The 26,549-nt window shown below is 46.3% G+C and carries 24 protein-coding genes and 2 tRNA genes; 18 read left to right on the top strand and 8 right to left on the bottom strand.

From position 1 onward, the window contains the following. The 10 genes from ybgE (at position 1) to LRP50_RS19620 (ending at position 8,060) form a co-directional block, all read left to right on the top strand. Entirely contained in the window at positions 1-285 is a 285-nt protein-coding gene (gene ybgE / locus LRP50_RS19665; protein WP_274166201.1) for a cyd operon protein YbgE, read from the top strand. 168 nt (positions 286-453) lie between these two features. Further along, positions 454-867, top strand: coding sequence for a tol-pal system-associated acyl-CoA thioesterase (ybgC, locus tag LRP50_RS19660; protein ID WP_274166155.1), 414 nt, complete (start codon positions 454-456; stop codon positions 865-867). Continuing rightward, a complete protein-coding gene (gene tolQ, locus LRP50_RS19655; RefSeq protein ID WP_274166154.1) occupies positions 857-1,543 on the top strand; it encodes a protein TolQ in 687 nt (228 codons plus the stop codon). Before ybgC ends, tolQ begins: the two co-directional genes overlap by 11 nt. A gap of 3 nt (positions 1,544-1,546) precedes the next feature. Continuing rightward, positions 1,547-1,993, top strand: coding sequence for a protein TolR (gene tolR, locus LRP50_RS19650; RefSeq protein ID WP_274166153.1), 447 nt, complete (start codon positions 1,547-1,549; stop codon positions 1,991-1,993). Positions 1,994-2,006: 13 nt separating this feature from the next. Next, the gene (tolA, locus tag LRP50_RS19645; protein WP_274166152.1) at positions 2,007-3,101 is read left to right on the top strand and encodes a cell envelope integrity protein TolA; all 1,095 of its coding nucleotides are present in this window, start codon (positions 2,007-2,009) and stop codon (positions 3,099-3,101) included. A 12-nt stretch (positions 3,102-3,113) separates the two neighbouring features. Next, the gene (gene tolB, locus LRP50_RS19640; protein WP_274166151.1) at positions 3,114-4,466 is read left to right on the top strand and encodes a Tol-Pal system beta propeller repeat protein TolB; all 1,353 of its coding nucleotides are present in this window, start codon (positions 3,114-3,116) and stop codon (positions 4,464-4,466) included. 33 nt (positions 4,467-4,499) lie between these two features. Further along, the gene (gene pal, locus LRP50_RS19635) at positions 4,500-5,021 is read left to right on the top strand and encodes a peptidoglycan-associated lipoprotein Pal (RefSeq protein ID WP_274166150.1); all 522 of its coding nucleotides are present in this window, start codon (positions 4,500-4,502) and stop codon (positions 5,019-5,021) included. Between the two features lie 16 nt (positions 5,022-5,037). Beyond that, positions 5,038-5,766 (top strand): tol-pal system protein YbgF, encoded by a 729-nt coding sequence (gene ybgF, locus LRP50_RS19630; RefSeq protein WP_274166149.1) that lies wholly within the window; start codon positions 5,038-5,040, stop codon positions 5,764-5,766. A 222-nt stretch (positions 5,767-5,988) separates the two neighbouring features. After that, positions 5,989-7,050, top strand: coding sequence for a quinolinate synthase NadA (nadA, locus tag LRP50_RS19625; RefSeq protein ID WP_274166148.1), 1,062 nt, complete (start codon positions 5,989-5,991; stop codon positions 7,048-7,050). A gap of 146 nt (positions 7,051-7,196) precedes the next feature. Then, entirely contained in the window at positions 7,197-8,060 is an 864-nt protein-coding gene (locus LRP50_RS19620) for a bile acid:sodium symporter family protein (RefSeq protein ID WP_274166147.1), read from the top strand. Positions 8,061-8,104: 44 nt separating this feature from the next. Here the strand turns inward: LRP50_RS19620 and LRP50_RS19615 are convergent, their stop codons facing one another. Beyond that, complete coding sequence (locus tag LRP50_RS19615; protein ID WP_274166146.1) at positions 8,105-9,571, bottom strand: sensor histidine kinase; 1,467 nt, start codon at positions 9,569-9,571, stop codon at positions 8,105-8,107. Then, positions 9,549-10,229: a response regulator gene (locus LRP50_RS19610; protein ID WP_274166145.1), complete on the bottom strand. Its 681-nt coding sequence runs from the start codon at positions 10,227-10,229 to the stop codon at positions 9,549-9,551. The genes LRP50_RS19615 and LRP50_RS19610 overlap by 23 nt, the downstream gene beginning before the upstream one ends. Before the next feature lie 154 nt (positions 10,230-10,383). Between LRP50_RS19610 and LRP50_RS19605 the strand changes: the two genes are divergently transcribed. Continuing rightward, the gene (locus LRP50_RS19605; protein ID WP_274166144.1) at positions 10,384-10,881 is read left to right on the top strand and encodes a GlcG/HbpS family heme-binding protein; all 498 of its coding nucleotides are present in this window, start codon (positions 10,384-10,386) and stop codon (positions 10,879-10,881) included. A 98-nt stretch (positions 10,882-10,979) separates the two neighbouring features. Here the strand turns inward: LRP50_RS19605 and dbpA are convergent, their stop codons facing one another. Both dbpA and LRP50_RS19595 read right to left on the bottom strand, forming a co-directional pair. Next, positions 10,980-12,365, bottom strand: coding sequence for an ATP-dependent RNA helicase DbpA (gene dbpA, locus LRP50_RS19600; protein ID WP_274166143.1), 1,386 nt, complete (start codon positions 12,363-12,365; stop codon positions 10,980-10,982). Between the two features lie 338 nt (positions 12,366-12,703). Beyond that, complete coding sequence (locus LRP50_RS19595; protein ID WP_274166142.1) at positions 12,704-13,279, bottom strand: UPF0149 family protein; 576 nt, start codon at positions 13,277-13,279, stop codon at positions 12,704-12,706. A gap of 200 nt (positions 13,280-13,479) precedes the next feature. Between LRP50_RS19595 and LRP50_RS19590 the strand changes: the two genes are divergently transcribed. From LRP50_RS19590 to LRP50_RS19560, 7 genes are all read left to right on the top strand, one after another. After that, positions 13,480-13,567, top strand: a tRNA-Ser gene (locus LRP50_RS19590). Between the two features lie 418 nt (positions 13,568-13,985). Beyond that, on the top strand, positions 13,986-14,600 hold the full coding sequence (locus tag LRP50_RS19585) for a DUF1449 domain-containing protein (protein WP_274166141.1): 615 nt from the start codon (positions 13,986-13,988) through the stop codon (positions 14,598-14,600). 24 nt (positions 14,601-14,624) lie between these two features. Further along, positions 14,625-16,709 (top strand): flotillin family protein, encoded by a 2,085-nt coding sequence (locus LRP50_RS19580; RefSeq protein ID WP_274166140.1) that lies wholly within the window; start codon positions 14,625-14,627, stop codon positions 16,707-16,709. A 59-nt stretch (positions 16,710-16,768) separates the two neighbouring features. Next, positions 16,769-21,634 (top strand): DNA repair ATPase, encoded by a 4,866-nt coding sequence (locus LRP50_RS19575; protein ID WP_274166139.1) that lies wholly within the window; start codon positions 16,769-16,771, stop codon positions 21,632-21,634. Continuing rightward, the gene (locus LRP50_RS19570) at positions 21,635-22,339 is read left to right on the top strand and encodes a phospholipase D-like domain-containing protein (protein WP_274166138.1); all 705 of its coding nucleotides are present in this window, start codon (positions 21,635-21,637) and stop codon (positions 22,337-22,339) included. Positions 22,340-22,354: 15 nt separating this feature from the next. Then, entirely contained in the window at positions 22,355-23,416 is a 1,062-nt protein-coding gene (locus tag LRP50_RS19565) for a toxic anion resistance protein (protein WP_017016515.1), read from the top strand. A 355-nt stretch (positions 23,417-23,771) separates the two neighbouring features. Continuing rightward, positions 23,772-23,859, top strand: a tRNA-Ser gene (locus tag LRP50_RS19560). Between the two features lie 265 nt (positions 23,860-24,124). On the opposite strand, the gene LRP50_RS19555 is transcribed toward LRP50_RS19560, so the two are convergent. The 4 genes from LRP50_RS19555 to LRP50_RS19540 all read right to left on the bottom strand — a co-directional run. Continuing rightward, positions 24,125-24,277 carry a hypothetical protein gene (locus tag LRP50_RS19555; protein ID WP_274166137.1) on the bottom strand — a complete coding sequence of 51 codons (153 nt, stop codon included), beginning with the start codon at positions 24,275-24,277 and terminating at the stop codon, positions 24,125-24,127. A gap of 142 nt (positions 24,278-24,419) precedes the next feature. Continuing rightward, on the bottom strand, positions 24,420-25,340 hold the full coding sequence (locus LRP50_RS19550) for a manganese-dependent inorganic pyrophosphatase (protein ID WP_274166136.1): 921 nt from the start codon (positions 25,338-25,340) through the stop codon (positions 24,420-24,422). 167 nt (positions 25,341-25,507) lie between these two features. Further along, positions 25,508-25,999, bottom strand: a complete 492-nt coding sequence (locus LRP50_RS19545) for a hypothetical protein (protein WP_274166135.1) — start codon at positions 25,997-25,999, stop codon at positions 25,508-25,510. 24 nt (positions 26,000-26,023) lie between these two features. Beyond that, the coding region (locus LRP50_RS19540; RefSeq protein WP_274166134.1) for a porin family protein at positions 26,024-26,549 on the bottom strand (526 nt) is incomplete at its 5' end.

Raw genomic sequence — 26,549 nt, 5'->3', positions numbered from 1 at the left:
ATGTTAGACGGTCTTCATGATCGTCTTCTTCAGCGTGTTTTGATGTTGTTTTCACTGGTGTTGGCGGTGACATGTGCGGGTCTTGTGATTTGGGACCCTCAGTCATTCGCGGATAAAATTGGTGGGTTTACTCTCACCAATGCCCCAGCATTGATTTGGGCAACGTGTACTGGGTTTATTCACGGTATGGGGTTTAAACCGCGTTTTTGGCTGTGGCAATTGGTGTTCTTCCCGCCATTTGCATGGATTGTGATGATTTATATCCTATCGAGTGCATTCATTTAAAGACGCAGTGACTGCTCACCTATGCATCAGCCTGAGTGCCATTGGCCTCAGGCTGTTTTATTTTGCGCCATTCGTGACCTGCTACGTTGCTTCGTGCTTTCAATATCTTGAGTAAGTCAGTTATAGTATTTCGTTAAACCTTAATATGGATTTCAGGTAATTATCCGGATGAGCACTAGCCCTCCATTCAGCTGGCCAATTCGCGTCTACTACGAAGACACAGACACGGGTGGACTTGTTTATCATGCGAACTATATCAAGTACTTCGAACGTGCGAGAACCGAACTATTACGTAGTATCGGTGTCAATCAACAGACACTCTTTGAAGAAAATACGGCATTTGTGGTTCGTCACATGGATATGGACTTTTTTAAAGGCGCAACACTTGATGAGGCGCTGACTGTTCAAACTATGGTGTCAGAGCTACGTCGAGTGAGCATGACATTCTGTCAAGATTTAGTGAATTCAAACGGTGATGTGTTGTGTCGAGCTACGGTTAAGGTAGCCTGTATCGACTCTGAGAAAAAGAAACCTAAATCTATTCCTACATCGATTCAATCGGAGATTTTAAGTGAGCGCTGAACTGTCAATTCTTGATCTGTTCTTACAGGCCAGTCTGTTAGTAAAAGCAGTGATGTTGGTGCTGCTGGGCATGTCTGTCATGTCTTGGGCGATGATCATCAAACGTTCTCAAGTGCTTTCCCAAGCTGTCACTAAAGCGGAACGCTTTGAAGACCGTTTTTGGTCTGGCATGGATTTATCGCAACTCTTTCAAGAAGTTCAAGCGCGTAAAGATTCGCTCTCAGGAAGCGAGCAAATTTTTTACTCTGGATTTAAAGAGTTCGCTCGTTTGCACCGTAGCAATGGCAAAGTGCCTGATGCGGTGATGGAGGGGACGTCACGCGCCATGCGAGTTTCGCTCTCGAAAGAAGTGGAATCACTGGAAACCAACCTGCCATTTCTTGCCACGGTCGGTTCGATTAGCCCATACATCGGCTTGTTTGGTACGGTTTGGGGCATCATGCACGCGTTTATTGCACTGGGTGCGGTTAAGCAAGCCACGCTCGCCATGGTGGCGCCTGGTATCGCAGAGGCACTTGTGGCAACGGCAATGGGCCTGTTCGCAGCAATACCCGCGGTAATGGCATACAACAAGCTGACATCTAAAGTTGGTAAACTCGAAAATAACTATGTGAACTTCATGGAAGAGTTTTCGAGCATTTTACACCGTCAGGCGTTTGCAGCACCTAAGGAGTAAGCCATGGCTTATCAACCTAAACGTAGGAAGATGACGGCGGAAATCAACGTCGTTCCTTACATTGATGTCATGTTGGTGTTGCTGATTATCTTCATGGTAACGGCCCCCTTTGTCACACAAGGCGTGGATGTTGAGTTACCACAGACATCGACGGCGAAAACTGCCGCAGAACTCGCGAAGGAAGAAGACAGTGGTGCTTTTATTATTGTTGAAGTCGATCAAAATGGCGGCTTAGGCTTGAGTGTCAATAACGGTGATATGGCTCGTGGTCTTTCTATGCAAGATATACTGGTACGCGTAAAAGCTGAATTGGAAATCAATCCTAAATCTCCCGTATTAGTGGGAGGCGACGGACGCGTACCTTATTCAGAAATCATTTTAACATTGGACGCATTGAGTAGTGCGGGAGTCTCATCCGTGGGGCTAATGACCGAACCGCATAATTCATGAAATGAGAAACTGAATGAAGAATAACGATAATAAAGGATATACGGGCGCTACGGTCATATCTGTATTGTTACATACCGCGCTTTTCGTGGGGCTTCTTTGGGGGGCTGATTTCACTAGAGTCTCGCATCAGCCATCAGGACAGAGTATTGAAGCGGTGGTGATTGACCCAAGTGTGGTCAGTGAACAAGCCCGTAAAATTCGACAGCAACGCGATGAAGCTAAGCGTCAGGAAGATGACCGCTTACGACGTTTAGAACAGCAAGCCGATTTACTAGAGAAGCAGCGTGAGCAAGAAGAAAAACGCTTGCGTGAACTAAGAGCCGAAAAGCTAACTGCAGAGAAAGCGGCACGCGAAGCAGAAACAGAGCGTAAACGAAATGCTGAAGCTCGCCAGAAAGCAGCCGAAGAGCAACGTAAGGCTGAAGAAGCAACACGTATCGCGCAAGAAAAATCTGCAGCTGCTGAAGCTGAACGTAAACGCCAAGTCGCGGAACAGCGTAAAGCCGAAGAGGCAGCGAAGAAAGCCGAAGCAGAACGTGTTCGAGCTGAGCAAGAACGCAAGAAAGCGGAAGAAGAACGCGAACGTCAAATAGCTGAGAAAAAACGCGCAGAAGAAGAAGCCCGCAAAGCTGAAGAGGCGCGTAAGCAAAAAATCGCTGAGCAGAAAAAAGCGGAAGAAGCAGCACGAAAAGCAGAGGCTGCTCGTGTAGAAGCTGAACGTAAGGCTGAAGCCGCACGTAAGAAGCAAGCAGAGCAGGAGGCTGCTCTTAACGAGCTTTTTAGCGGTCTCGAGTCCGAATCTGAAAACAGAGGTTCGGCTCGAGGGCGATTTGTCAGTGACGAAGTTTCAAGATATGGCGCAATTTACACGCAAATGATTCGCCAGAACTTATTGGTAGACAATAGTTTTCTGGGTCAAGAGTGTGTAGTGAAAATGCGGATAGCCGGCAGTGGCTTGTTGTTAGATGTGACAGAAGTAGGTGGAAACGCGTCACTGTGTCGGGCGACGAAAACCGCTGTATTGAAAGTGTCATCCTTCCCGATGCCGGAAGATAAAGATGTTGCGGCTCAGCTTCAAAATATTGAGCTGACTGTCAAACCAGAGTAAGAGGGATTCTTCATGTTGAAACGCGTATTCTTTGGTGTGATTACGCTAGTGCTTGCGGCCATTCAACCCGCGCAAGCTGAGCTAAAACTGGTCATCACTGAAGGGGTAAACTCAGCACGTCCTATCGCAATTATCCCGTTTAAATGGGAAGGCGAGGGTAAGCTACCCACCGATGTGTCGTCTGTGATTGCCTCAGACTTGCAGCGTAGTGGTAAATTTAGCCCCGTACCGACGGATAAAATGCCACAAACGCCGTATAGCGAAGCTAGCGTTGACTTTAATGATTGGACTGCGATGGGGGTTGATGCCTTAGTTACCGGGAAAATCAGCCCAACACCTGATGGCAAGTACCTGATTGAATACCAGCTTATTGATGTGGTTCGTGGGCAGCTTACTGGCGGGCAAAGCAAAGGGTTATCTACCTCGGGCGAGTTGGTTCTGACTAAAGATCATCTTCTTCTCAATAACCGCAAGACTGTTGCCGCTAACCAGCTTCGCCAATATGCACACCGTATTTCCGATTTGGTTTATGAGAAGCTAACAGGAGAGAAAGGCGCGTTTTTGACGCGAATCGCTTACGTTGTTATCGATGATAAAGCGGAGCATCCTTATCAACTTCGCATAGCTGACTATGATGGCTATAACGAACTATTGGTATTGCGCTCTAAGCAACCGTTAATGTCTCCTGCTTGGTCACCTGATGGCAAACAATTGGCTTACGTGAGTTTTGAGAACGGCCAAGCTCAAATATTTATCATGAACATCTACACCGGTGAGCGCGAAATGCTCTCGTCGTTCCCGCGTCACAATGGCTCACCGCGTTTTTCTCCTGATGGAAGCAAACTCGCTTTGGTGCTGTCAAAAACCGGTAGTTTGCAAATCTACGTGTTAGATCTGAAAACACGTAAAATGGAGCAAATTACCAAAGGACGAGCGAACAACACCGAGCCTTTCTGGGATCCGGACGGGAAGTCTTTGATCTTTACGTCAGACCGGGGTGGTAAACCACAGATTTATCGAGTAAATTTAGCCGATGGTTCTGCTAACCGAATCACTTGGCAAGGCAGCCAGAATCTCGGTGGTCAACTGACTCCGGATGGTAGATACCTTGTAATGGTGCACCGCTCGGACTCGGGCTACAACATTGCAAAACAAGATTTGCAGTCGGGTGCGGTAGAAATTCTAACTAAGACAATGTTGGATGAATCTCCAAGCCTTGCCCCAAATGGCAGCATGGTAATTTACAGCTCGGTTTACGGACGTAACAACGTACTTTCATTGGTTTCTATTGATGGACGATTTAAAGCACGTTTACCAGCTACAAATGGTCGGGTGAGAGCGCCTGCGTGGTCCCCATACCAATAATATTTGCGCTTATTTGATATAAAGGAAAACAAGATGCAACTTAACAAAGTACTTAAGGGTTTGGCTGTAGCGCTGCCTATGTTTACACTGGCAGCATGTAGCTCAAGCGATAGCTCTACTGATAGCACGGGTTCTGAAACTAACAAAGGTTCAGAAACCACCATTGTAACGCCAGTAGATGGCGGTCAAGGCAGCCTGACTGAGCAAGAGATTCGTAACAACGAATTGCGTCAGTCGCAAACTGTTTACTTTGGTTTTGATGACTACTCAGTGTTGCCACAATTTGAAGATATGCTAGATGCACACGCAGTATTCCTGCGCGCAAATGCAGAGATCAAAGTGGTTGTTGAAGGTCATGCCGATGAGCGCGGTACACCTGAGTACAACATCGCGTTGGGTGAGCGTCGTGCAAACGCAGTAGCTAAATACTTGCAAGCACTGGGTGTTCCATCTTCTCAAATTGCTATCGTGAGCTACGGCGAAGAAAAACCTTTGGTTCTTGGCCAAGGTGAAGAAGCTTACGCTAAGAACCGTCGTGCGGTTCTGGTTTACTAATTAGAAGGTAAATCCTATGAACAGTAACACTTTGCGTTCTCTTTCGCTGGCGTTACTGGTCAGTGTGGCGGCCCCTGTGGCTGCCGCACCTGCTCCGGTGACTGAGTTAGGCAGTAATAGCTCTGTAGAGCGGTTGGAGCGACTATTAGAAGCGCGCAATCAGATGCAGATTGACATGCAAAACCAGCTAGAGCTAATGGCTGGCGAGCTGGATGAGTTGCGCGGTAATGTCGAAAGAAATAGCTACGAATTACAACAGATGTTGGAGCGTCAGCGCGAGCTTTACCGAGAGGTAGACGCGGTGAGAAATGCTAAGCCAGCACCCGCTGTGGTTACCAAGCCTGAAGATACAGCATCGAAAGAGTCATATTCTTCAGATCAATCTGAAAACGCACAATACGACGCAGCCGTAAATCTCATTCTGAAAGAGAAAAACTACGCGGGTGCTACCGACGCTTTCAATGCGTTTCTTGCGAAATATCCTGAATCGATTTACAAGCCCAATGCCCATTATTGGCTAGGCCAATTGTATTTCTCCAAAAGCGATCTCGCAGCGGCTAAGACGCATTTCACTGCGGTGAGCCAAGTTGCTAAGTCAAGCAAGCGTGCAGATGCGATGTTGAAATTGGGGATGATCGCCGAGAAACAAGGTGATGTGGCTACTGCGAAAAGTCTATTTAGCGCAGTTGTTAAAGAATACCCTGGTACGACAACGGCAAATCAAGCTGAGAAGAAGCTTAAATAGCTTTCATTGATCAATATATTCTCGAGAACCGGCGTTAAGCCGGTTTCTTTTTTCTGCGGCTGAGAAATAACATTTACCCGTTCAAATGTTTATCCCAAGCAACCTTTCTTTGTCGCTAACGCGTTGGTTGTAAACATCTTGAAGTCGTGCAAGTTTAAAGGATGAAAATTTCACCTTAAGCTGGGTATAATACTCGAATTGCTAGTAAATCTGAGTAAGTCGATGAGCCAGATTATTAATACCGCCGAGACGGTATATCCTTTCCCTCCGAAACCAGAAGTGTTGTCTGCCCAGCAAAAAGCAGACTACATCGAAAACATCAAACAACTGCTAATTGAAAAAGACGCAGTGATGATTGCCCACTATTACACTGACCCTGAAATCCAAGCGCTGGCCGAAGAAACGGGCGGCTTTGTTGGTGACTCTCTTGAAATGGCGAAGTTTGGCAACAAACATCCAGCGAAAACACTGCTTATTGCGGGTGTTCGCTTTATGGGTGAAAGTGCGAAAATTTTGACGCCAGAAAAGAATGTGATCATGCCAACGCTGGAAGCCGAATGTTCGCTGGATCTCGGTTGTCCTGAGGACAGGTTCTCTGCGTTTTGCGATGCTCACCCTGATCATACGGTGGTGGTTTACGCCAATACATCGGCTGCGGTAAAAGCGCGTGCTGACTGGGTAGTAACGTCATCGATTGCATTAGAAATCGTCGAGCACCTCGACGAGCAAGACAAGAAAATTATTTGGGGGCCTGACCGCCACCTAGGCGCTTATATTGCGGAAAAAACTGGCGCTGATATGCTGTTGTGGCAAGGTGAATGTGTAGTACACGACGAATTTTCTGCAAAAGCACTACGTGATATGAAAGCGGTGTATCCTGACGCTGCGATTCTGGTTCATCCTGAGTCTCCAGCAAGTGTGGTACAACTGGCAGATGCTGTCGGCTCAACGAGTCAGCTTATCAAGGCGGCTAAAGAACTTCCTCAGCAGAAAATGATTGTCGCGACAGACAAAGGCATTTTCTTCAAAATGCAGCAAGTCGTGCCAGATAAAGAATTGATTGAAGCGCCAACCGCGGGAGCAGGGGCAACCTGTCGTAGTTGTGCTCACTGTCCTTGGATGGCAATGAACGGTTTGAAAGCGATTGAGACTGCGCTACGAGATGGCGGTCAAGACCACGAGATTTTTGTCGATGAAGCAATTCGCGTGAAATCTCTGATCCCACTGAATCGCATGTTAGATTTCGCTGCCGATCTGCAACTCCAAGTTAAGGGCAACGCATAAGTTTGATGCTCCCTCGAGTTTAAAGGCGAACACACTGTTCGCCTTTTTTGATCTGATAGATTGTTTTGATATTTCAGCCTGCCAAGTACAAGCAAAATGAAACAAAAGCAAAGGGTAGGCTGTTTCTACGTCAGTAAGGATATTTTATGAGCCAAACCATGCTCACCATTGGCTTGCCCGTTGCGCTTGCGTGGATGATGTTCTGTGTGGGGTTAACTCTCACTGTGGCGGATTTTAAGCGTGTTTCCCAATTCCCCGGTAAAGTGGCTGCAGGCTTGTCAGCGCAGCTCATTGGTTTACCCAGCATAGCGTATTGCTTGATTCAATTATTTAACCTGCCTGAGGTGGTCGCGGTAGGGCTTTGGATATTGGCGTTGGCGCCTGGCGGTGCATCGTCAAATGCTATCTGTCACCTTTGTGGCGGGGACTCTGCACTCTCCATAACGATGACGGCGATCAGTAGTTTGATCATTCCGTTTAGCTTGCCTTTAATGCTGCCATTTGTGTTGTCTGATGTTTCAGCCATTATTCCTTTGAAGACAGCTATCCTGCAGCTTATAGCGGTGACTTTATTGCCTGTGTTGCTTGGGATGGCGATTAAGCACTATTGTTCGTCGGCAGGCTTTGAGCGATTTGCTCAGTTTGCTGGTCGCACGGCGTTATGGGCACTCTTTTTTACTGTGGCAATTACCCTGGCAGCGAACACGAAAGTGTTTAATCAACTCTTTTCCGTCGCCTCTATCGCGGTGCTCCTTCTTTGTTTTCTCGGCATGGCGTTGGGAGTGGTCGTTGCGAAAGGGTTGGGCGGTGACACGACATTGTCGAAAACACTATCCATTGAAGTGGGTATTCAAAATGCTGGTACGGCGATATTCGTTGCTGTGGTTCAACTCAATCAGCCGCAATTGGCGCTGACGCCTCTCTTATACGGCATTTTGATGAACATCCCTGCGATTATCTTGATTGTGATGAGCCGCAGGAATACCTGCGCCGCTCGCTCCACCCGCTGATTTAGAGAATTACATGGGCGATGTGCTGGTACTCGCCCATGTATTTATTGCGACGTATTTCGTGTTAAACGAATCGTGAAGGTACTGCCTTTGCCGACTGTTGAATCAACCGTCAATTGCCCACCTAAACTTTCTGCAATAGCCATAGCATGGGCGAGCCCTAGACCGTAGCCCTCAGTTGTTCTGCTTTCATCGGCACGATAGAGTTTCTTGAAAATTAAAGCGTGTTTGTCTTCTTGAATGCCAATGCCAGAGTCCGTTACTGCAATACTGCCAAAGCCATTTCTCTCGTAATAAGCCAATTGAATCTTGCCACCTTTCGGTGTGAACTTTAGGGCGTTATCAATAAGGTTAACCAATATCTGGATGAGCTTTTCCTCATCGGTTAGTAAAGTTGAAGACGCGTTTTTTATAACATCTAATTGAATGCATTGGTCCTCCGCTGTTTCCTCGTACCAACCAGCAACTTTCGTCAACGTTGCATTGATATCCACTTGAGAAAGCTTGGGAGTAAGGCGTCCTGCGACTTCATCATTGATTTTCAGTAAGGTAGTAAGCATTTGATCGGTTTGATTGGATGATTCTAAACAGTCGGCTAAGGCGTCTTTCATTACTACAGCGCTATTCTCACTCTCTGTGTCTGTGAGTAATCCTTTCTCAGCAGACAGCCTCAGACGGGACAGTGGCGTTCTCAGGTCGTGTGCAATGGCATTTACCGTGTCATCCATGCTTTTGATTACTTTGTGCAGCCGAATTAGCAATAAATTCACGCTACGGTTGATACTGGAAAGATCGTTCTTGTTGGCCTGTTTCGCCAAGTTCAAGGTATCGCTCATACTCTCCAGAGGGCTTTGACTAGCGTCATCAAGTTGCCGTGCCAAGATAAACAACGGAGATAGCGTAGAATGGATAAGTCGCCAAACAAATAAAAGACTGATGGTGGCCAACACGAGTAGTGCAAGCCCTATTCGATACCATTCATTGATAACCGTATCTAAATTGGAAAAAGTGGGCTGCACCATAATGTAACCTTGGTCTTTGGCGACCAAAGGCACCGTTAGAAAGGACTCGGTTATCAGTTGCTGATACCAATTTTCAGTATCTGATAATTCATTGTTGGGTACAGAAGACTTAGCGTTGGAGATCTTAGTGGAAAAAGCAGTCAACGCTGATACGGTTGGGGTTAATTCCGCACCTGACACCGAGTGAAAAGTCGTGGTGTTTGGTACATCTTGTTTCAACACCGTTATGTTGTTTTCTTGAAGCCTTTCAGGGTTTGCTACTACCACATGGGTTAATTTTTCGGCGCCATTAAAGGTCAATATACGTTGGTATTCTGCACCCATAGAAGAAAGAATTTTGATGTCATTACTATGCATCCTATAGAGCAACAAGACTGCGATAACCATTTGTACGATGAGCAAGCAGGTCAGCAATACTGCGACAAAACGAAAAAAAAGCGCCTTTTGTGTTTGTGTCAGAGCGTTCCTAACACTCTTTTCTGAGGACATAGCCAACCCCTCTAATGGTGTGAATAAGAGGGAGCTTAAAATCTTTATCAACCTTAGATCGCAATCTACACACCAATACATCTACAACATTGGTTTGAGGGTCGAACTGATACCCCCAAATTTGTTCCAAGATAACGGTTTTCGACAGTACTCTTTCGGGGTTGCGTAGAAAGAGTTCTGTGAGAGCATATTCCCGTTTGTTGAGGGGGATAGCGAGGTTGGCCCTGATGAGTTCTCTCTTGATGATGTCTAATTGCAGGTCGTCGTAATGTAATTGGGTCGAAATGGCATTGTCAGGTTGCGCACGTCGAGTCACTGTGTGGCAGCGCGCGAGCAATTCGGTAAACGCAAAGGGCTTCACTAGATAGTCATCAGCACCACATTGGAGCCCGCTCACTCTTTCTTCCACTGAATGTTTGGCACTGAGAATAATGACAGGAACGATAAACCCTTGTCCTCTCAATTGGCGAAGCATTTCTAAGCCATCCATTTCTGGCAGCATGATGTCTAAAATGACCACATCAAATTGATCATGAGTGGCGTAATACAGCCCTTCATTGCCTGAACTTGCCAACGTCACCGTGCATCCTTCCTGCTCGAAACCTTGGGTTAAGAAGCGCTGAATGTGAACATCATCTTCCACGATCAGTAGATTCAATGGTTGTCTCCTTTGCTGTGTTCTCCGTAACTTACCAAAGTGAACATGGGATTTGGCGTTCATTACTAAGGTGTAATGTTTATGAAAGTATGGGGCAATTTGGGGGAGTTAGATTGTGTTGCGAGCAATATGATGAACTCATGGAGATTTAGGTATGAAATCAGCAACCCAAATGTGTACGTTCGTTCTTGGTACGGCGCTTTTTACCACTTTTTCTGCACAAGCAAAAATCGACACTGTTAGTGTCCCTTCTTTATCAACAGATTCAGCATTAGCGCTTGCTGTGAAAGCTGTTGAACAGTGTCAAAAAGAGGGTTACGCAGTGACAGCGACCGTTGTAGACCCGGCTGGGCGTGTGCTAGCGCAGTTACGTGACGATAAAGCAGGTTCACATACGCTTGAGAGCTCTCGTCAGAAAGCATTCACTGCGGCGAGTATGAAACAGCCAACAGGTAAACTGATGAAGCTCATTGACGAAAAGCCCATCTTACAACCTCTGCAGAACATGGATGACAACCTATTGCTACTTGCGGGTGGTTTGCCATTGACAGTGAAAGGTGCGGTTGTTGGTGCTATTGGTGTGGGAGGTGCCCCAGGCGGTCATTTAGACGTAGCATGTGCAGAAGCAGCAATTAAGAAAGTCAGCAAATAAGAAAGTCAGCTTGGACAAAAAACGAAAATGCCCTCATGCCATTTCTGGATGAGGGCATTTTTTACAGTGCGATATGGCGCACTATATAGCTTGTTCGATTAGCGTAATTGCCAAACGCGGTAAGTACGGCCTTTGATTTTGCCTGAAGACAGCTTATTCAAAGCGTGTTTTGCAACATTTCGTTTTACTGCAACATACGAACGATAATCGGTGACTTTAATCTTACCCACTTCGCTGCCCTGGATTCCATCATCACCGGTCAATGCACCGAGAATATCGCCTGGGCGAACTTTGTTTTTCTTACCTGCTTCGATGTGCAATGTTGTCATCAAAGGAGTGCGAGGCATGTTGTTCATGGCTGAATCGTCTGGAAGCGCTTCGCCTTTAATGTCATGGTTTAGGTAGTCTTGCAGTAATGCAATCTTATAACCATCTTCTTTGCCAAAGAAGGTATGTGCTGCACCTTCGCTTCCAGCTCGACCTGTACGACCGATACGGTGAATGTGTACTTCGGTATCAAATGCCATGTCGTAGTTGATTACCGCATCTAGCGCTTCAATATCTAGACCGCGTGCCGCGACGTCGGTAGCAACCATAACGGTGACACTTTTGTTAGCAAACTTGAGTAACATTTGGTCACGGTCGCGTTGCTCAAGATCACCATGCAGTGCAACTACAGAGAAACCTTCGTTATCGAGCACTGCAGCTACATCTTTAACGTCACGTTTGGTATTACAAAATACCACGGCGCTTTCTGGTTGGTGTTTGAGCAGCAATAGCTGTAGGGCACGCATTTTATCTTTGTTACTGTTGCACTCATAAAAGTGCTGAGAAATGCTGCTGCTATCGTGGTTTGACTCAACTTTAACCATCACTGGAGCGGTCATGATTTGACGGCTGATGCTTTGGATCTGCGTTGGGAAGGTCGCACTGAATAGCAGTGTTTGGCGGTTTGCTGGCATGTCTTGGAAAATAGCATCCAAAGCAGGTTGGAAACCCATCTCAAGCATTCTGTCAGCTTCATCAAGAACCAGTGTGTTCACTTCTTCTAGTGACAGACGGCCTTTATCAAGGTGATCAAGAATACGGCCTGGTGTGCCAACAATAATGTGAGCACCATGCTCAAGCGAGCCAATCTGTGGTCCCATTGGAACACCGCCACACAGCGTCAGTATTTTGATGTTGTGGATACCACGGGCTAATTTACGAAGCTCAATAGCAACTTGATCTGCCAGCTCGCGTGTTGGGCACAAAACCAGTGATTGAACGCGGAAGCGTTTTACATTTAGGCGATTGAGCAAGCCAAGGCCAAATGCCGCAGTTTTACCTGAGCCTGTTTTACCCTGACCAATGACATCTTTCCCATCGATAATGGCTGGAAGGCTTTGTGCTTGGATAGGCGTCATTTCCGTGTAGCCAATATCAGTAAGTGTAGAAAGCAATTCGGCTTTCAACGGCAGGGTAGAGAATGCTTGTGTGGTCACAGGAAAATTCCAGAATGTAATGCCAGGGTAATGGCGGATAAAAACAGGGGCAGGACTATATCAGGATTGTTGGCAAACTGCGCGAAAAGTTTGCGCAAAACAATACCAATCAGAACAAGTATTCAGTCACTTTTGCTGGGTAGAATCGGCAATAGCTGCGTCAGAGATTTGTAAACAGAATAGCTCGCTACACCAATCTCTTCTTTAGCTCTTGATGATTCTTCCTGCGTAAATGTATGACTGCAGGAAGAATCTGAATGGCATAAGCCGTTTAGGCCGCTTTATTATTGGTATTGCTTGTCAATGTCAGTCATTGCAGTGAGCGAGTTAGTTTAAGATTATTGCTGCTCTACCATTTGGTATCCGCGCATTGTTAAACCACATAGCATGACGGGCATACCGTTAAATATTTCCTCAAACTGCGCGAGTTCTGCCGCACCGAGTTCGTCCATCGTCGCGAGTGCGGACTCTGGGTCAAACAGCAAGCTAATAGAAAGGAGTACGCCGCCAAGCAATGCATTCTCTGGCGACTCCTCAGGCATAATGGTTTCCCAATCATCACGAGCTAGGGTCCAGCCTTGAAGCATACCTTCGCAGTATTCACGGGTTGCTTGGTTCACAATCTCGGCTTCGCTTAATGCGCAGGCTTCTGGCCATGTCCATTCATTAGCGAGCAGAGCTTGGCGTTGTGCGTTCCACATGTCGACGATGATACCTGCGTACGCTTCGAGTTGTTCTGGGTTATTGAACGGTGCTTCGTCTTCACCGCCCCACATAAATGCAAGCCACTCGCTTGGGTCGATAAGGTTAGGAGCCGCAGCCATGGCGGTGACAAACCCTTCCGTTTGTTCAGCGGACAGTACAAAAGGCTCTAATCCGTTTTCAGTGATAAATTGTGCTAGCGAGTTGGTCATGATTCGTTCTCTGTTCCAGTGTTGGGTAATATTCTATCAGCCAGAATGAGAATGCGAGAGCAAAATGCGTAACGCAGTGTAAAAACAACTCAAGCCGATGGAAACTTAAACACTTGCGCTCAAATTTGCGATTTATCGTTGACCTGACTAAAGCGCTTCCCTATAGTTACGCCCCGTTGAGACGATAAGTCCAACAAAACGGTGAGTTGTCCGAGTGGCTGAAGGAGCACGCCTGGAAAGTGTGTATACGGCAACGTATCGAGAGTTCGAATCTCTCACTCACCGCCACATTCAAAACCCAAGCAGAAATGCTTGGGTTTTCTCGTTTCTGGCTTATGAAAAACATAAGAAGCAGAAAGGTGAGAGTAGCAGAATGACGAGTCATGTCTCCCTCACCGCGATATTCGAAGCCCTAGCAGCAATGCTGGGGCTTTTTCGTTTCTGCGATGAGGCTCATTTCAACGAAAAATTTATCGTCATCGCAATGAAGAGCACTCAGTAATTGTCTCATTTCTTAATCATTGGCTGTAAGGTCGAGTTTGTGTCTTGTATAAGAATTTGGCGGCCTATTTTTTTGAACCGAATCATATAAGCCTGTTATATAGGTTTAAAACTGACCATTCTCAGTTAGTCTTGGACAGCTTTGTAAAAAGCTTAGACATCAAAACAACGATAAAACATAAAACTTTGTTTAGAGTAACGTTATATGGCAGTTGGTGAGTTTCTGGGCATGCTGATGGCATTTCCTACAAACGTATTTTTTATTCCGTTTGTAGTGTTTTTCCTCATTATGCTCATAGATCTGGTTTTTAATGTGGTGGAAGGCTTCACGGCTGATCTCGACATTTTTGACCTTGATAACATTCCGGGAGCAGGTCTGCTTTTGCCTCAAGTGTTATCAAAAGTCCCTCTTATGGTTGCGTTGTGTGTATCGTGTTTTATCGCAACCGTCATGTCGTTTTACTCCGCACAAATGAATATCAGCCTGTTTTCAGGCGTTACAAATCTTTTGATTGATCTCGCATCAATCCCAATCGTTGCTTACCTCTCCCTTGCAATATCTGCGTTGTTGTTAAAGCCACTCGCGCCATTGTTCGACCGTAAAAAGGCGTTTGCTCAGGTTGACTATATTGGCCTGAAAGCGCGGGTTCACAGCAACGTCGTTAACAAAGAAAGAGGGGAAGTCGTGGTATTGCATCAAGGTAATGAGTTTTTACTTGATGTCATGCTGCAAGACGAAAGCACGATTCAATACGGAGAAGAAGTGGTCATCGTCTTCAAAGATGACACTTCAAATCGCTACGTGGTAGCGAAAGCATAACGGAATATAAATCAGGAGTTGGAAATGGAAATTTCCCCTAGCATCATTTTTATCGGCATTGGCATCGGCGTTTTCCTTCTCGTCATGGTATTTCTCACCTCTCGTTATAAAAAAGTACGTGGTGAGGGTGACGCACTTATTGTGAACGGACTTCACCGTACACGCGCTTCGTTAACCGGCACATTCGTATGGCCGATTGTTAACCGATTCGAATATATGGACATTACACGTAAGAAAATCTCTGTTGTACGCAGTGGTCGTAAAGATCAGGAAGGCGAAGAATATGAAGGTCTTCACTGCCGAGACAACATCCGAGCGGACTTAAGAGTTGATTTTTATATCGGTGTAAATCATGAAGAAGAAGACATTGTTCGTGTAGCCAAACTCTTCACAGCACATGAAGCCTCGAATCTTGAACGTTTAAAAGAACACTTCCAACCTAAATTTTCAGAAGCATTGAAAACGGCGGTAAAGCAATTTGAGTTTGAAGAATTGCTGACCAATCGCCGAGCGTTCCGTGATGCGGTTGTTGAAGTTATCGGCAGCGAAATGGATGGTTTCAAAATCTACGATGTGGTTATCGATAAAGTTGACCAAACCGCGCTGGATGCTCATAGCCCGGACAACATTCTTGATGTTGAAGGTATTCGTAAAATCTCAGCAATTACTGCTCAAAAGAACACAGAAACGAATGCTATCCGTCAGGATGAACGCACAACGATGAAGAAGAAAAACGTTGAAGCGGAAGCAAACCGTCTGCAGTTAGATAAGCAAGAAAAAGAGAGTATTGCGCGTACTCAACGTGAAGTCGACATTATTACCGCGCAAGAAGAAGCGCTAGCGGCTGAGAAGCGACAGGAGTATTTGCGCGTCACTGAGTTGGCGAAATTAGAAACGGAAGAAGAAGTGTCCAAGAAGCGTGAAAGCGTGGAAATGGAAGTTGAAATGACCCGTATCGCCAATCAGCGCCAAGTGGCAATTCAGCAAGAAGAGCTGACCCGTTCTGTTGAAACAGAAAAAGTACGTACAGCGACGGAAGTGGCTGAGCGTGAAATGCAGAAAGAGACAACGGTTGAAGAAGCGCTTAAATCTGTTTCCGAAACACGCTCTCAGCGTGTTGAGATTGAACGTAAAATTGCGCGTGAAGAGGAAGAGACTGAAAACCTTCGTGTTAATGAGCGTGTAGGCCGTGAGAAACGCGTGAAGATGATTGAAGCAGAAGCGGCTGCAGAAGCCGCGCAGCTTGAATTATTGGTTGGTGCTCGCGCTGAGAAAGATGCAGCAAAAGAACGTGCAGAGCGTTTGCTGATTGAAAATGAAGCCGAACTTAAAGTGAAAACCCGTGATGCGGAAAATGACCTAGCCGTGAAGACACGCGAAGCGGAAGCGGAGCATATTGTCACGACCAAACGTGCTGAAGCAGGCTATGTGGCGAAAGAACGTGAAGCCGCAGCCAAAGAGCGTATGGCACATGCTGAGAAAGAAATGATCAGTGCAACGGGTCTTGCTGAAGTCGAAGTGGATCGTGAGCGCGCTCAGGCCATTAAAGAAACTGGCGAGGCAGAAGCGTTTGCCATGCAAAGTGCAGGTGAAGCAGAAGCGCAGGCACTTCGTGCTAAGGGCTTGGCAGAAGCAGAAGCACAAACTGCACGCTTTGAAGCGGCGCAACAATACGATGAGCATACGCGCGACCACGATAAGTGGGTGATGCAACTGCAACAAGATAAAGATCTGGAAATCGCGCGCATTGATGCACAGAAAACCGTGGTCAGTGAAAACGCGAAAGCATTGGCAGAGGCACTGTCAAAAGCTGATATCCGTCTGTTTGGTGGTGAAGGTATGGAACAGATTCGCCGTACCATCATGGATGCCTCTGCAATTGATGCCAAATTTGAGCAATCGAAAGTGCTGAACCCATTGGTGTCCGAGTATGTGGATGGAAACCGAAGCCTACCAGAAGATTTGAAAGCTATTTTGGAGAACACTGAACTGAAAAGCAGTGACTTGAGCAATGTTGCGTTAGCAAGTTTGTTGAACTCGCAAGGTGGGGCAACTGAGCTGTTAAAGAAAATTCAAAGCTCAATGGAACCGTCATCAGACGATAAATAACCCTTCATTTCTTCTCGCAGAATCCCGCTTCTTAAGAGGCGGGATTGATAGGTATTATTATGTCAGAGACGACTCAACAAGCTGTGAGTGAAGGCGGTGCGTACGAGGTTCTCAAATCCCGCCTGTCCCAACAGGGCAACCAGCTAAAAACCCTTTCTCAGTCTTTCAATCATCAACGTCAGGACGTATTTGGTGGCCAAGAGCTCTCGCTGATTGGTAAAGCCAATGTACAAACTGATGCCAAATGTATTCCCATCGATATGGCGCAGGTAAACCAACAATTGTTGTTTGGTTACCACGTGCAGGTAGGTATGAAGGCAGCGCCATCATTGGATGATGTGTTTGGCCTTTATCAACTTCATGAAAATGAAGGTACGTTTCGTGTCGAGTCTTTAACGTTAGAAAACAGCTTCTTGAATGATGCGCGCTTCGTGCATGAGTTTACCGAGCTGTTTACCTATTACCGGGACGCACGCTTATCTCAAATCTCGCGTCAGGAGAGTATTCTATATATCGCGTTTCAAATTGGCAGCCGACCCGAAGACCGTAAGGTGTTTCGCTTCCAGTTGAATGCCAATTCCGCTGAGTACATGGATTCTTACGGACATGCACCGCTCGAAAGCGCGACACAGCATGATTTTGATTGGATAGCTACGACGCGTGAAGATCATGTGTTGGGTGAACATCCGCATGTGTCTATTCGAGATAAGCTATTCGTTGAGTGTGTGGGTGGGGATTTGACCATCAAGGTTGAAGACAACACCTCAGAAGGAAAAGGCATTTATCGCGAAGATGTGGAAGATGCGCATCAGAGTATTGCCGATGCGCAAATCGACTATGCCTTTATTGGCGAGCTGATTGCATTGCGGGTGAAGCCAAACCGCGAAAAACATAGCCGCTACTTTCTTTACAACCCACTTAATCAATCCGTGACACGGGCAGATGCGCTGCGTGAAAGCGCAAAATCCTTGCCTGAAGATCATGGTGTGCTTTACGCAAACGGTTATGTGCTCGCCAATGGTGAAAGCAAGCAGTTCGATTTTCCTGCCAATAATCTCAAATTCTTCCAAAAAGTCATTTCACCCAACGGTGAAGACATTCTGTATTTCTTCTTCAATGCGGTGGACGGTTACTACATTGCCTTCACTTATAACCTGATTGAGAAAAAGTTCGAAGCACCCATGGAAAGCCATGGTTATAGCCTTTATCCCGATGGACGCTTCCTTGTTTTTCAATTGTCTGAAAATGCGGAAGCCTCCACTATCCACCCTTTGCGTATTTGGGATACGCCGTTTTCAACGCCAGAACACTATGCCCTCGAAAATGCCAAAGGTGATGGCAGCAGCCCGCTATTTAATCTTGGCAATACTGAACTGGTTCGCGCCTTATCGTCTGTTTTGTCAATTTGCCAATTAGCACAGACAGAGGAGGTGACGCAGGCGGCGTTTGAAATGCTTCTCAAGCAATGTCAATCAACGCTTGATCACTACACCTGGCTCGGCCACGAATACGCGTTAGGCATGGGAGGTGCCATTAGTGAACTGATGGGCACGGCGGACAAAATCATCGATGAATTCGCCAAGGTTCAGCAGCTTCAAAGTCATGCCGCACAAAGTATTGAAGATCAGAACAGGATCGTTTCTGACCTGATCGGAAAGATCAAACTTGCACCGAAAGAACAAGCCAACACTTTGCTTACCTTGCTTTCAGAAGTGAAAGGGCAGGTGGGTGCAGTGATGGCGTTGCGTCAGCAGCATTACATTGATGAAGAGCGGATTGATGCCTTACTGGAAACACTTCAGGAGCAGCGCGAAAGTCTGAATCTGCAGTTGCTAAACCTTCTGCAGGATGAAAAGGCTTACCTGCCTTTTAAAAAGCAAATCCAGACCATTGAAACGCAGCTTGAAGAGGTGGATAAAACCGCTGAAATTCAGATCCTGCAAGATCAGGTTGAAACGCTAAGAAGCGAACTTCAATTGGTGACGGAAGAAGTCACGGATATTGAAACGGATGACCCGACACAAGCGACACGGATTTTAGATTTGACGACGGAAGTGTCGTCAATGCTCAATACTGTCTCCGCGAAACTTCGTGGTAAGTCTAAAGGCCTTCAAAGTGAAGAAGCGCAAGCTGAATTCAGTGCGCAGTTTAAGTTGCTTAGTCAATCTGTTAGCAGTGCGATGGAGCAGGCAACAAGTCCTGACGACTGTGACAATCAGCTAGCGAAACTGGTTGGTCAATTGGACAAGCTTGAATCTCGTTTTGCTGACTTTGACCAGTTTCTCGCTGAAATTTATGCCAAACGAGATGAAATTCAATCAACGCTCGATAATCACAAACAGCAATTGATTGCGGCTCAACAGCGTCGTATTCAGAACCTTCTGCAAGCTGCTAACGTCACCATGTCGAGCATCGAAAAGCGCGTTGAACGCTTTGATGATGTGGCGGGGCTTAACAGCTACTTCGCAACAGATGCAATGGTGCTGAAACTGCATCAACTGTCGACAACGATTCGAGAGTTGGGTGACAGTGTGAAGGCTGACAGTGTCGATTCGAAGATCAAGTCACTGCAGGATCAGTCTTTGCGTTCGCTGCGTGACAATCAGGATATCTTCGAGCAGGGAGGTAAAGTCCTTCGTCTTGGTAAGCACCGTTTTAGTGTGAATCAACAGCCGCTCGATCTCAGTCTTGTTGACCATGACGGTCAATTGTCTACGCACATTTCGGGTACGGATTTTTACCAATCTGTTGAAGATGAAACCTTCCTAACGCTCCAATCTATGTCCCGTTTGGATGTGGCATCAGAAAGCGAAGACGTGTATCGCGCAGAATATTTGGCGTACTTGATCCTGCACGGTGCTGAACTCAATACCGATGGGTTGAGTCTCGATAAGCTCTATGCCGATCAAAAAGAAGGCACGTTGAGTGAGTGCATACAAAAATTCGCTGCACCTCGCTACAAAGAAGGTTATGTGAAAGGTATTCACGACAACGATGCCATTCGTATTTTGGACAAAGTGTTACCTATCTACCAGCAAGCGGGATTGCTACGATTCAGCCAATCAGCCCGTTCCTCTGCGTTGCTGTGGTTGCTCGCTCAAGATAGCCAAATAGTGGAACATTATCGTCAACAAGCCATCAATGCGCAGCTATTGCGTGAACATTTGAATTCGTCAGAGGCTTATCAACTGTTGCAAACTCAGCTGGTGGCGTTACTCGAGGCTGAACAAGCGAATGAGGCTGCAGAGTATCTGGTGAACTTACTGGGTCAGAGTGAACTCAACATTGAAGTCAGTCAGGATGCCCTAACACTTTGTGAAGACTACCTTCAGTTTCGTCGCAGCCTGGGTTGGCATCAAGCTGATGAAGCCATTGAAACAGCGTTTGCTGATCACAAACAATGGTTGACTGCTTATACGTCTCGTAAGCAGTATGGCGAAGCGTTTGTTCTGGAAGCCGCGACCATCACTGTGTTGAAATCATGTTCTAATTTCTCCATCGGCAGTGTCGACTTCTCGCTGCTTTGCAGCATTGACGGCTTATTGGGTGAGCATGATCGCATTGAAAAAGGTCAGTTAACACTGGTGTTAGATGATTTTATTCAGCGTAACGAGCATCACAGAACTGCGGTGGTTCCGCAGTTTGATGCTTACCTCAATCAACGCACAGAGCTCCTTAATACCGCGAAAGATGATTTCCGACTCGGGGAATTCAAACCTCGTCCTCTCACATCCTTTGTTCGAAACAAACTCATCAGCGAAAGCTATCTGCCATTGATTGGCGATAACTTTGCCAAACAGATGGGCACCATGGGTGATAAGAAACGCACCGATTTGATGGGGATGCTGCTACTGATTTCGCCGCCGGGTTACGGTAAAACCACCTTGATCGAATACGTAGCACACAAGCTTGGCTTGGTGTTTATGAAGATCAATGGCCCGTCTATTGGGCACCAAGCCACCTCACTTGATCCTGCTGATGCGCCTGATCAAAACGCCGCGCGCGAAATCGAAAAAATTAACCTCGCCTTTGAAATGGGTAACAACGTGCTCTTGTATCTTGATGATATTCAGCACACCCACCCTGAATTTCTTCAGAAATTCATTTCACTGTGTGATGGAACACGTCGCATTGAAGGTACGTGGAAAGGCAAAACCAAAACCTATGACATGCGTGGCAAGAAGTTCGCGGTTGTGATGGCGGGTAACCCGTATACCGAAACCGGTGAAGCGTTCCGAATTCCGGATATGTTGTCGAACCGTGCAGATATCTACAACCTTGGTGACATGCTGTCTGATCAGAAGCAAGCGTTCGAACTCAGCTTCATTGAGAACTCTCTGACGTCGAATTCTGTACTTGCACCGCTAGCGACCAGAGACTTGAATGACCTTTACCGCTTTGTTCGCATGGCAGAAGGGGAGAGCATTGCACTGAGTGACATGAGCCATTCGTATTCGGCGACCGAATCCAATGAGATTGTCTCTACGCTGCAAAAAATGATGATGGCACAGCAAACCGTGCTCAAGGTGAATCAGCAGTACATCAAATCCGCCGCTACGGCGGATCAGTATCGTGTTGAGCCACCGTTTAAGCTGCAGGGTTCTTATCGAAACATGAACAAACTTGCCGAGAAAATATCGTCAGTCATGACCGATGAAGAACTCAACACCATGCTGCAAGATCACTATCAAGGTGAAGCCCAGACATTGGCGGCGGGTACGGAAGAAAACCTGCTGAAACTTGCTGAACTGCGTGGTGATATGACACCGGAACAACAAGGACGTTGGCAGGAAATCACTGACGGATATCAACGCCAACAAATGATGGGTGATTCCGAAGACCGTGCAGGACAAGTAGTACAACAGCTCGCCATGCTGAACCAACATGTTGCCCGCTTTGGTGGTAACAGCCAAGGAGGCAATTAAATGAATCGACAAAAATGGTCGGCGTGGCTGGAAGCCTCGATTGAAGATTACCGCTTAGACGACAATGAACGCCGAGAGCTTCAAGCTGAGCTTGCTGAATCGGTGTTAGGCGATGAAGACCGTTCTTATCTGCGTAATTTGAGTTTCAAATTGGTGCAGAAAGAAATCGTAAACCAAGGCGATGCTGCAGCTCTGGTACGTTGGCTGGAACGCGTTGTGAAAGTGCTAGATAACATCATGAGCGCGAGTTCAGCGGAAACCGCAACGAGTTGGTTCTCGCCTGGGAGAACGTGTGCTGCGGGTATTATTGAACAGCTAAAACTCGCTCGTCATTCCATTGATATCTGCGTGTTTACCATTGCAGACAACGATTTGACCAAGCATATTCTTGATGCTCACAAGCGCGGGATTAAGGTGCGTATCGTGACGGACAACGACAAGATGTACGACAGAGGGAGTGACGTAGAGTACCTCGCCGAACAAGGCGTTGCCGTCAAAATTGATACGACTCAGTATCATATGCACCATAAGTTTGCGATATTTGACGAACAAAGACTGATTAACGGCAGTTTTAACTGGACGCGCAGTGCCTCCAAATATAATCAGGAAGATATTACGCTTACCGATGATCGCAGGTTTGTCACTGCGTTCTCAAGGCAGTTTGAAACGCTATGGCAGAAGTTTCCCTGCCATAAGCCGTCATAGAGACAGGGAGATCCAATGACTGAATTGACGAATCCTCAGAGTCAGGTGCTGGATGTTGAGGTGACACCTCAAATCGTGGCTTTGGCTGAACAGTTTGATGCGTTTGATACCGTTGCCACGATTACCTTTGGTAAAGGTGCGTTGGAAAAGATCACCGCATTCTCTGATGAAGTCTTAGAGCAAGTCCGTGTTCGTGACAGCGGTGAGGCAGGAGATATTCTGCACGCCATGGTGTCATCCATGGACAGTGCTGAGTTCGACAACCTTGGTAAGAAGAGCCTGTTATCGAGGCTTCCGTTGGTGGGCGAACTTTTTGATTCTTTCAAAAAATTCTCGGCGAGTTTTGATTCGGTGAAAGGTCAATTAGAGCAGTTATCAGGCAGCTTAGAAGCGCAGGAAGTAAAACTTGCGCATGATATTACGCAGCTAGATACGCTTTATGATCATAACTTAGAGTTGCTTGCGGGGTTAGATCAGTACATCGCGGCGGGTAAATACAAACTGAACGATCTCACACAGAACGTCCTGCCTGATTTGCTTGCGCAATCTGAGCAAAGTGGTGATGCCCTTGATGCGCAAAAGTACCGTGATGCTTCTCAAGCGATTGCACGTCTTGAAAAGCGTGTTCACAACCTTGAGTTGACGCGTCTTGCTGCTATTCAAACTGCGCCTCAAATTCGCCTCTCGCAGGAAGGCAATAAAATGTTGATGGAGGATATTCAAGATATCGTCCATAACACCTTCCCGCTATGGAAACGCCAGTTCTTGATTGCGATTTCCAATTATGAAAAAGAGAAAGCGTTGAAGGTGACGCGTGCGGTGAAAGACTACACCAACAAGCAGTATGTTCAGAATGCCGAGAAGCTCAAGGCGCTGGAAGAGCAAATTGCCGAGAACTATCAGCGTGGCATTCTTGATCTGGATTCATTGGAAACCGTGAATCAGCTGACGATTGAAACCTTGAATAACACCTTGTCTCGCGTCAAAGAGGGCAGAGCCCAGCGCGAGCATGCGCAGCAGGTGATAGAAAAGGCAGAGCTGGAGTTGAAGAAAGCGTTAGAGCAGACCTTGTCTTGATATAACGTTCTGTTGCGATACACATAGAGCCTCGGCAGCAATGCTGGGGTTTATTATTGGGGTTGTGAATTTGAGGGTCGCGTTGAATCTGTGACGTGATATTACGAAGGTTTGTGAGCATTGATTTGAGTTTCAATCCGCTGGTATCCGTGATTTTATCCACACCTGAGGTTCCTTCTTCAAACTGAAGGTAAGGTTCGGCTCTGAGCTCTACTAATTGAGATTGTTTAGTGATGCATGGGGCTGGCTAAATGCCGAGCAATTGAACGTTACGTGTTGTTCAAAGCATTGACCCTGAAAGAGTAAATACTTATAGTAGCGCCCGTTGAGACGACAAGTCTAACGACACAAGCACGGTGAGTTGTCCGAGTGGCTGAAGGAGCACGCCTGGAAAGTGTGTATACGGCAACGTATCGAGAGTTCGAATCTCTCACTCACCGCCATATTTAAGAAAAAAGACGCTAAGGCGTCTTTTTTCGTTTCTGAATCTATTTAATCCGCTGGCTGAAGTTTTTCGCCTTGCAAAGCTTAACTCTTTCACCGTCCGATAAATCGTTCTAATTTGTCCATCTGCGATAACTTTTTATCCCAAATATACAAAAACCCAAGCGATTGGCTTGGGTTTATTCATTCGGTTTACGTGCCGAGGGAAGTGCTCATTCACTTGAGCAAGAGCAGTGTCAATGATGACACCGCACCGTATCCTTATTAGAGTACTCCACCCCAGTACATTGCATTGATCATGGTAAATGCAATAGTGACACCCATCATTACGAAAAGTGGGGCGTACTTGGATAATTTGGCAGTAATCTTTTGTGACACAGTGTCTTCCTCTTGGCTAAATTTTGCACGATTATGCATTTTTTTGTGACACCCATCAATAGTGATTCGTCGAATATTTCACTAAAAAGTGGAAAGAGAAATGCACAATAAAAAACATCGTTCAAAATTAGGACGTTAAAAAAGGGCGAAGCCGCCCTTTATTATTTTTCAAAGGAAAAACTTAGTTGAAGCTGTCTTGAAGTGGCGGAACCACTTGCTTCTTACGGCTCAATACACCGTCAAGCCAAACTCGGCCATTTTCAGTTTCTAGGCCGTATGCACGTTCAACAATGGTCACGTCATCAGAAACAACAAGTAGCTCAGAGCCTTCTTTCATGATGTCCGTTAGAAGAAGCATGACTGAGTGGCGTTGGCCTTCTTCTTTAAGTGCTGCGATATCAGCTTCCAATTCTGCTTTGATTTCGTCAAAAACAGACAGGTCAACAACTTCTAGTTGGCCGATACCTACCAAGTTACCGTTCATGTTGAAGTCTTTGAAATCACGCATAACAAGGTCACGTGCAGGCGTACCAGCAACCGCAGATTTCACGTTGAACATATCCATGCCAAGTGCTTGTACGTCTTCAATGCCTGCGATCTTCGCAAGATCTTCAACGCAACGAATATCTGCAGTGGTGCAGGTCGGTGATTTGAAGATCACAGTATCGCTTAGGATCGCGCAAAGCATGATGCCAGCGATATCTTTAGGAATAGCGACGCCGTAGAAGTCGTACATCATTTTGATAACTGTGTTAGAACAGCCAACAGGACGAATCCAACACTCTAGAGGCGTAGACGTCGTCAGGTCACCCAGTTTGTGGTGATCAACGATACCGACAATGGTTGCTTCCGCAATATCATCCGGTGCTTGAGTCAGTTCAGAGTGGTCAACGATGTAAACCTCTTCTCCCGCGTAGCTGAGTTTCAGCTCTGGTGCTTCGAAGCCAAAGCGCTCTAGGATAAACGCGGTTTCAGGTGATAGTTCACCCAAACGTGCAGCGATAGCTGGCTCTTCGATTTGGTTTTTCAGGTACGCTAGTGCAATTGCACCGCAGATTGAATCTGAATCAGGGATTTTATGTCCCACAACATACATTGGCATAGTTGGCTCTCGTCATGCTCACATTTGAATTTTTGCGCATTTTACCAGAGTGTCTCTAAATGTACATTGGCCCTTTGGTATAGAAACATGGCAAAGGTGCGCTGTCCCTAAAAGGTTGAAGTTGGCGCACATTTATTATGTATATCCATTTATGGGTATAACACTCCCTAAAGGGGAAGGATAACGCCGACATTGATCTGAGGAGACAAACCACTTGGTAAGTAGGTCTCTTGGTGTCGGAAGTAATTCAACTCAAGCCCGTAACGTATTTTGATCGGTAAGTTGTAATCAAACACTAGTGCGGCGGCTACACTCGGCCCGTAGGCTTTGAGATCCTCGCGGTCTCTACCGTAGTAATTTCGGCTCCCTTTATACTCAGCGAGTCCTGCCTCCATTTGTACCGAGTATGCTTGATACTTTTTCTCTTCGTACTGCACACCGACTCGGTAGTGTTTGATAGACTCTTTGTCAGAAAACCAGTGAGAGTCGGATATACCAAAGCTGCCATAAACAGCCTCGAAACCCATCACATCTTGAACCCCCAGCTGCGCGCCAATACCCCACTGTAAGCCCATTTTTAGGTCAGGAGAAAAGTGAACATCCGCAGCGGCAAAGGAGCTAGTGAAAAGTGTCGCCGCACAGAGTAATTTTTTTATCATGAGATCTTTCCTAATAGCGGAGGGTTAGAATTTATAGCCAACAGTTAAAGAAAACTGATCGGTATATGCATCATCCATCAGGTAATCGAGTCGTAAATCGGCATAGAGACCTTGAGTTAAAGCCCCTCTAACGCCGATACCAAAGTAAGGCGCTGACTCTTTATAGGATCGAGACGAGGAGTTGGAATCGCCAAAGTGGATATCCAGTGTGTCTTTGTAATTCGCAAAACCGACTGCGCCATAAGGCTTAATGGAAAAATTGTTCTGTTGGAAGGTGTATCCGATGTCAGCGTCAAATTTGAACGTATTGGTACTGAGGTCTGCACCGAAACGTTGTGAGTTGAAATAGTACTGAACACTGTCACTGGTGTTGCTATAGGAAAGGTTTACACCGAAGATTCTGTTGATGTCGTAACCATACTCGAGTTTGAAGCCAGATCCCCAATCAACACGCTCACCTTGTGTGTTTTCAATATCAGTAGTGGTAAAACCAATACCCACCCGATGACCAGAAAAATCATTAGCGGCAACAGAGAATGGGAGGAGGAAA

The sequence above is a fragment of the Enterovibrio gelatinilyticus genome (genome assembly GCF_028683095.1).
Lineage (GTDB): Bacteria > Pseudomonadota > Gammaproteobacteria > Enterobacterales > Vibrionaceae > Enterovibrio > Enterovibrio gelatinilyticus.
This window is presented reverse-complemented; position numbering and strand designations above follow the sequence as displayed.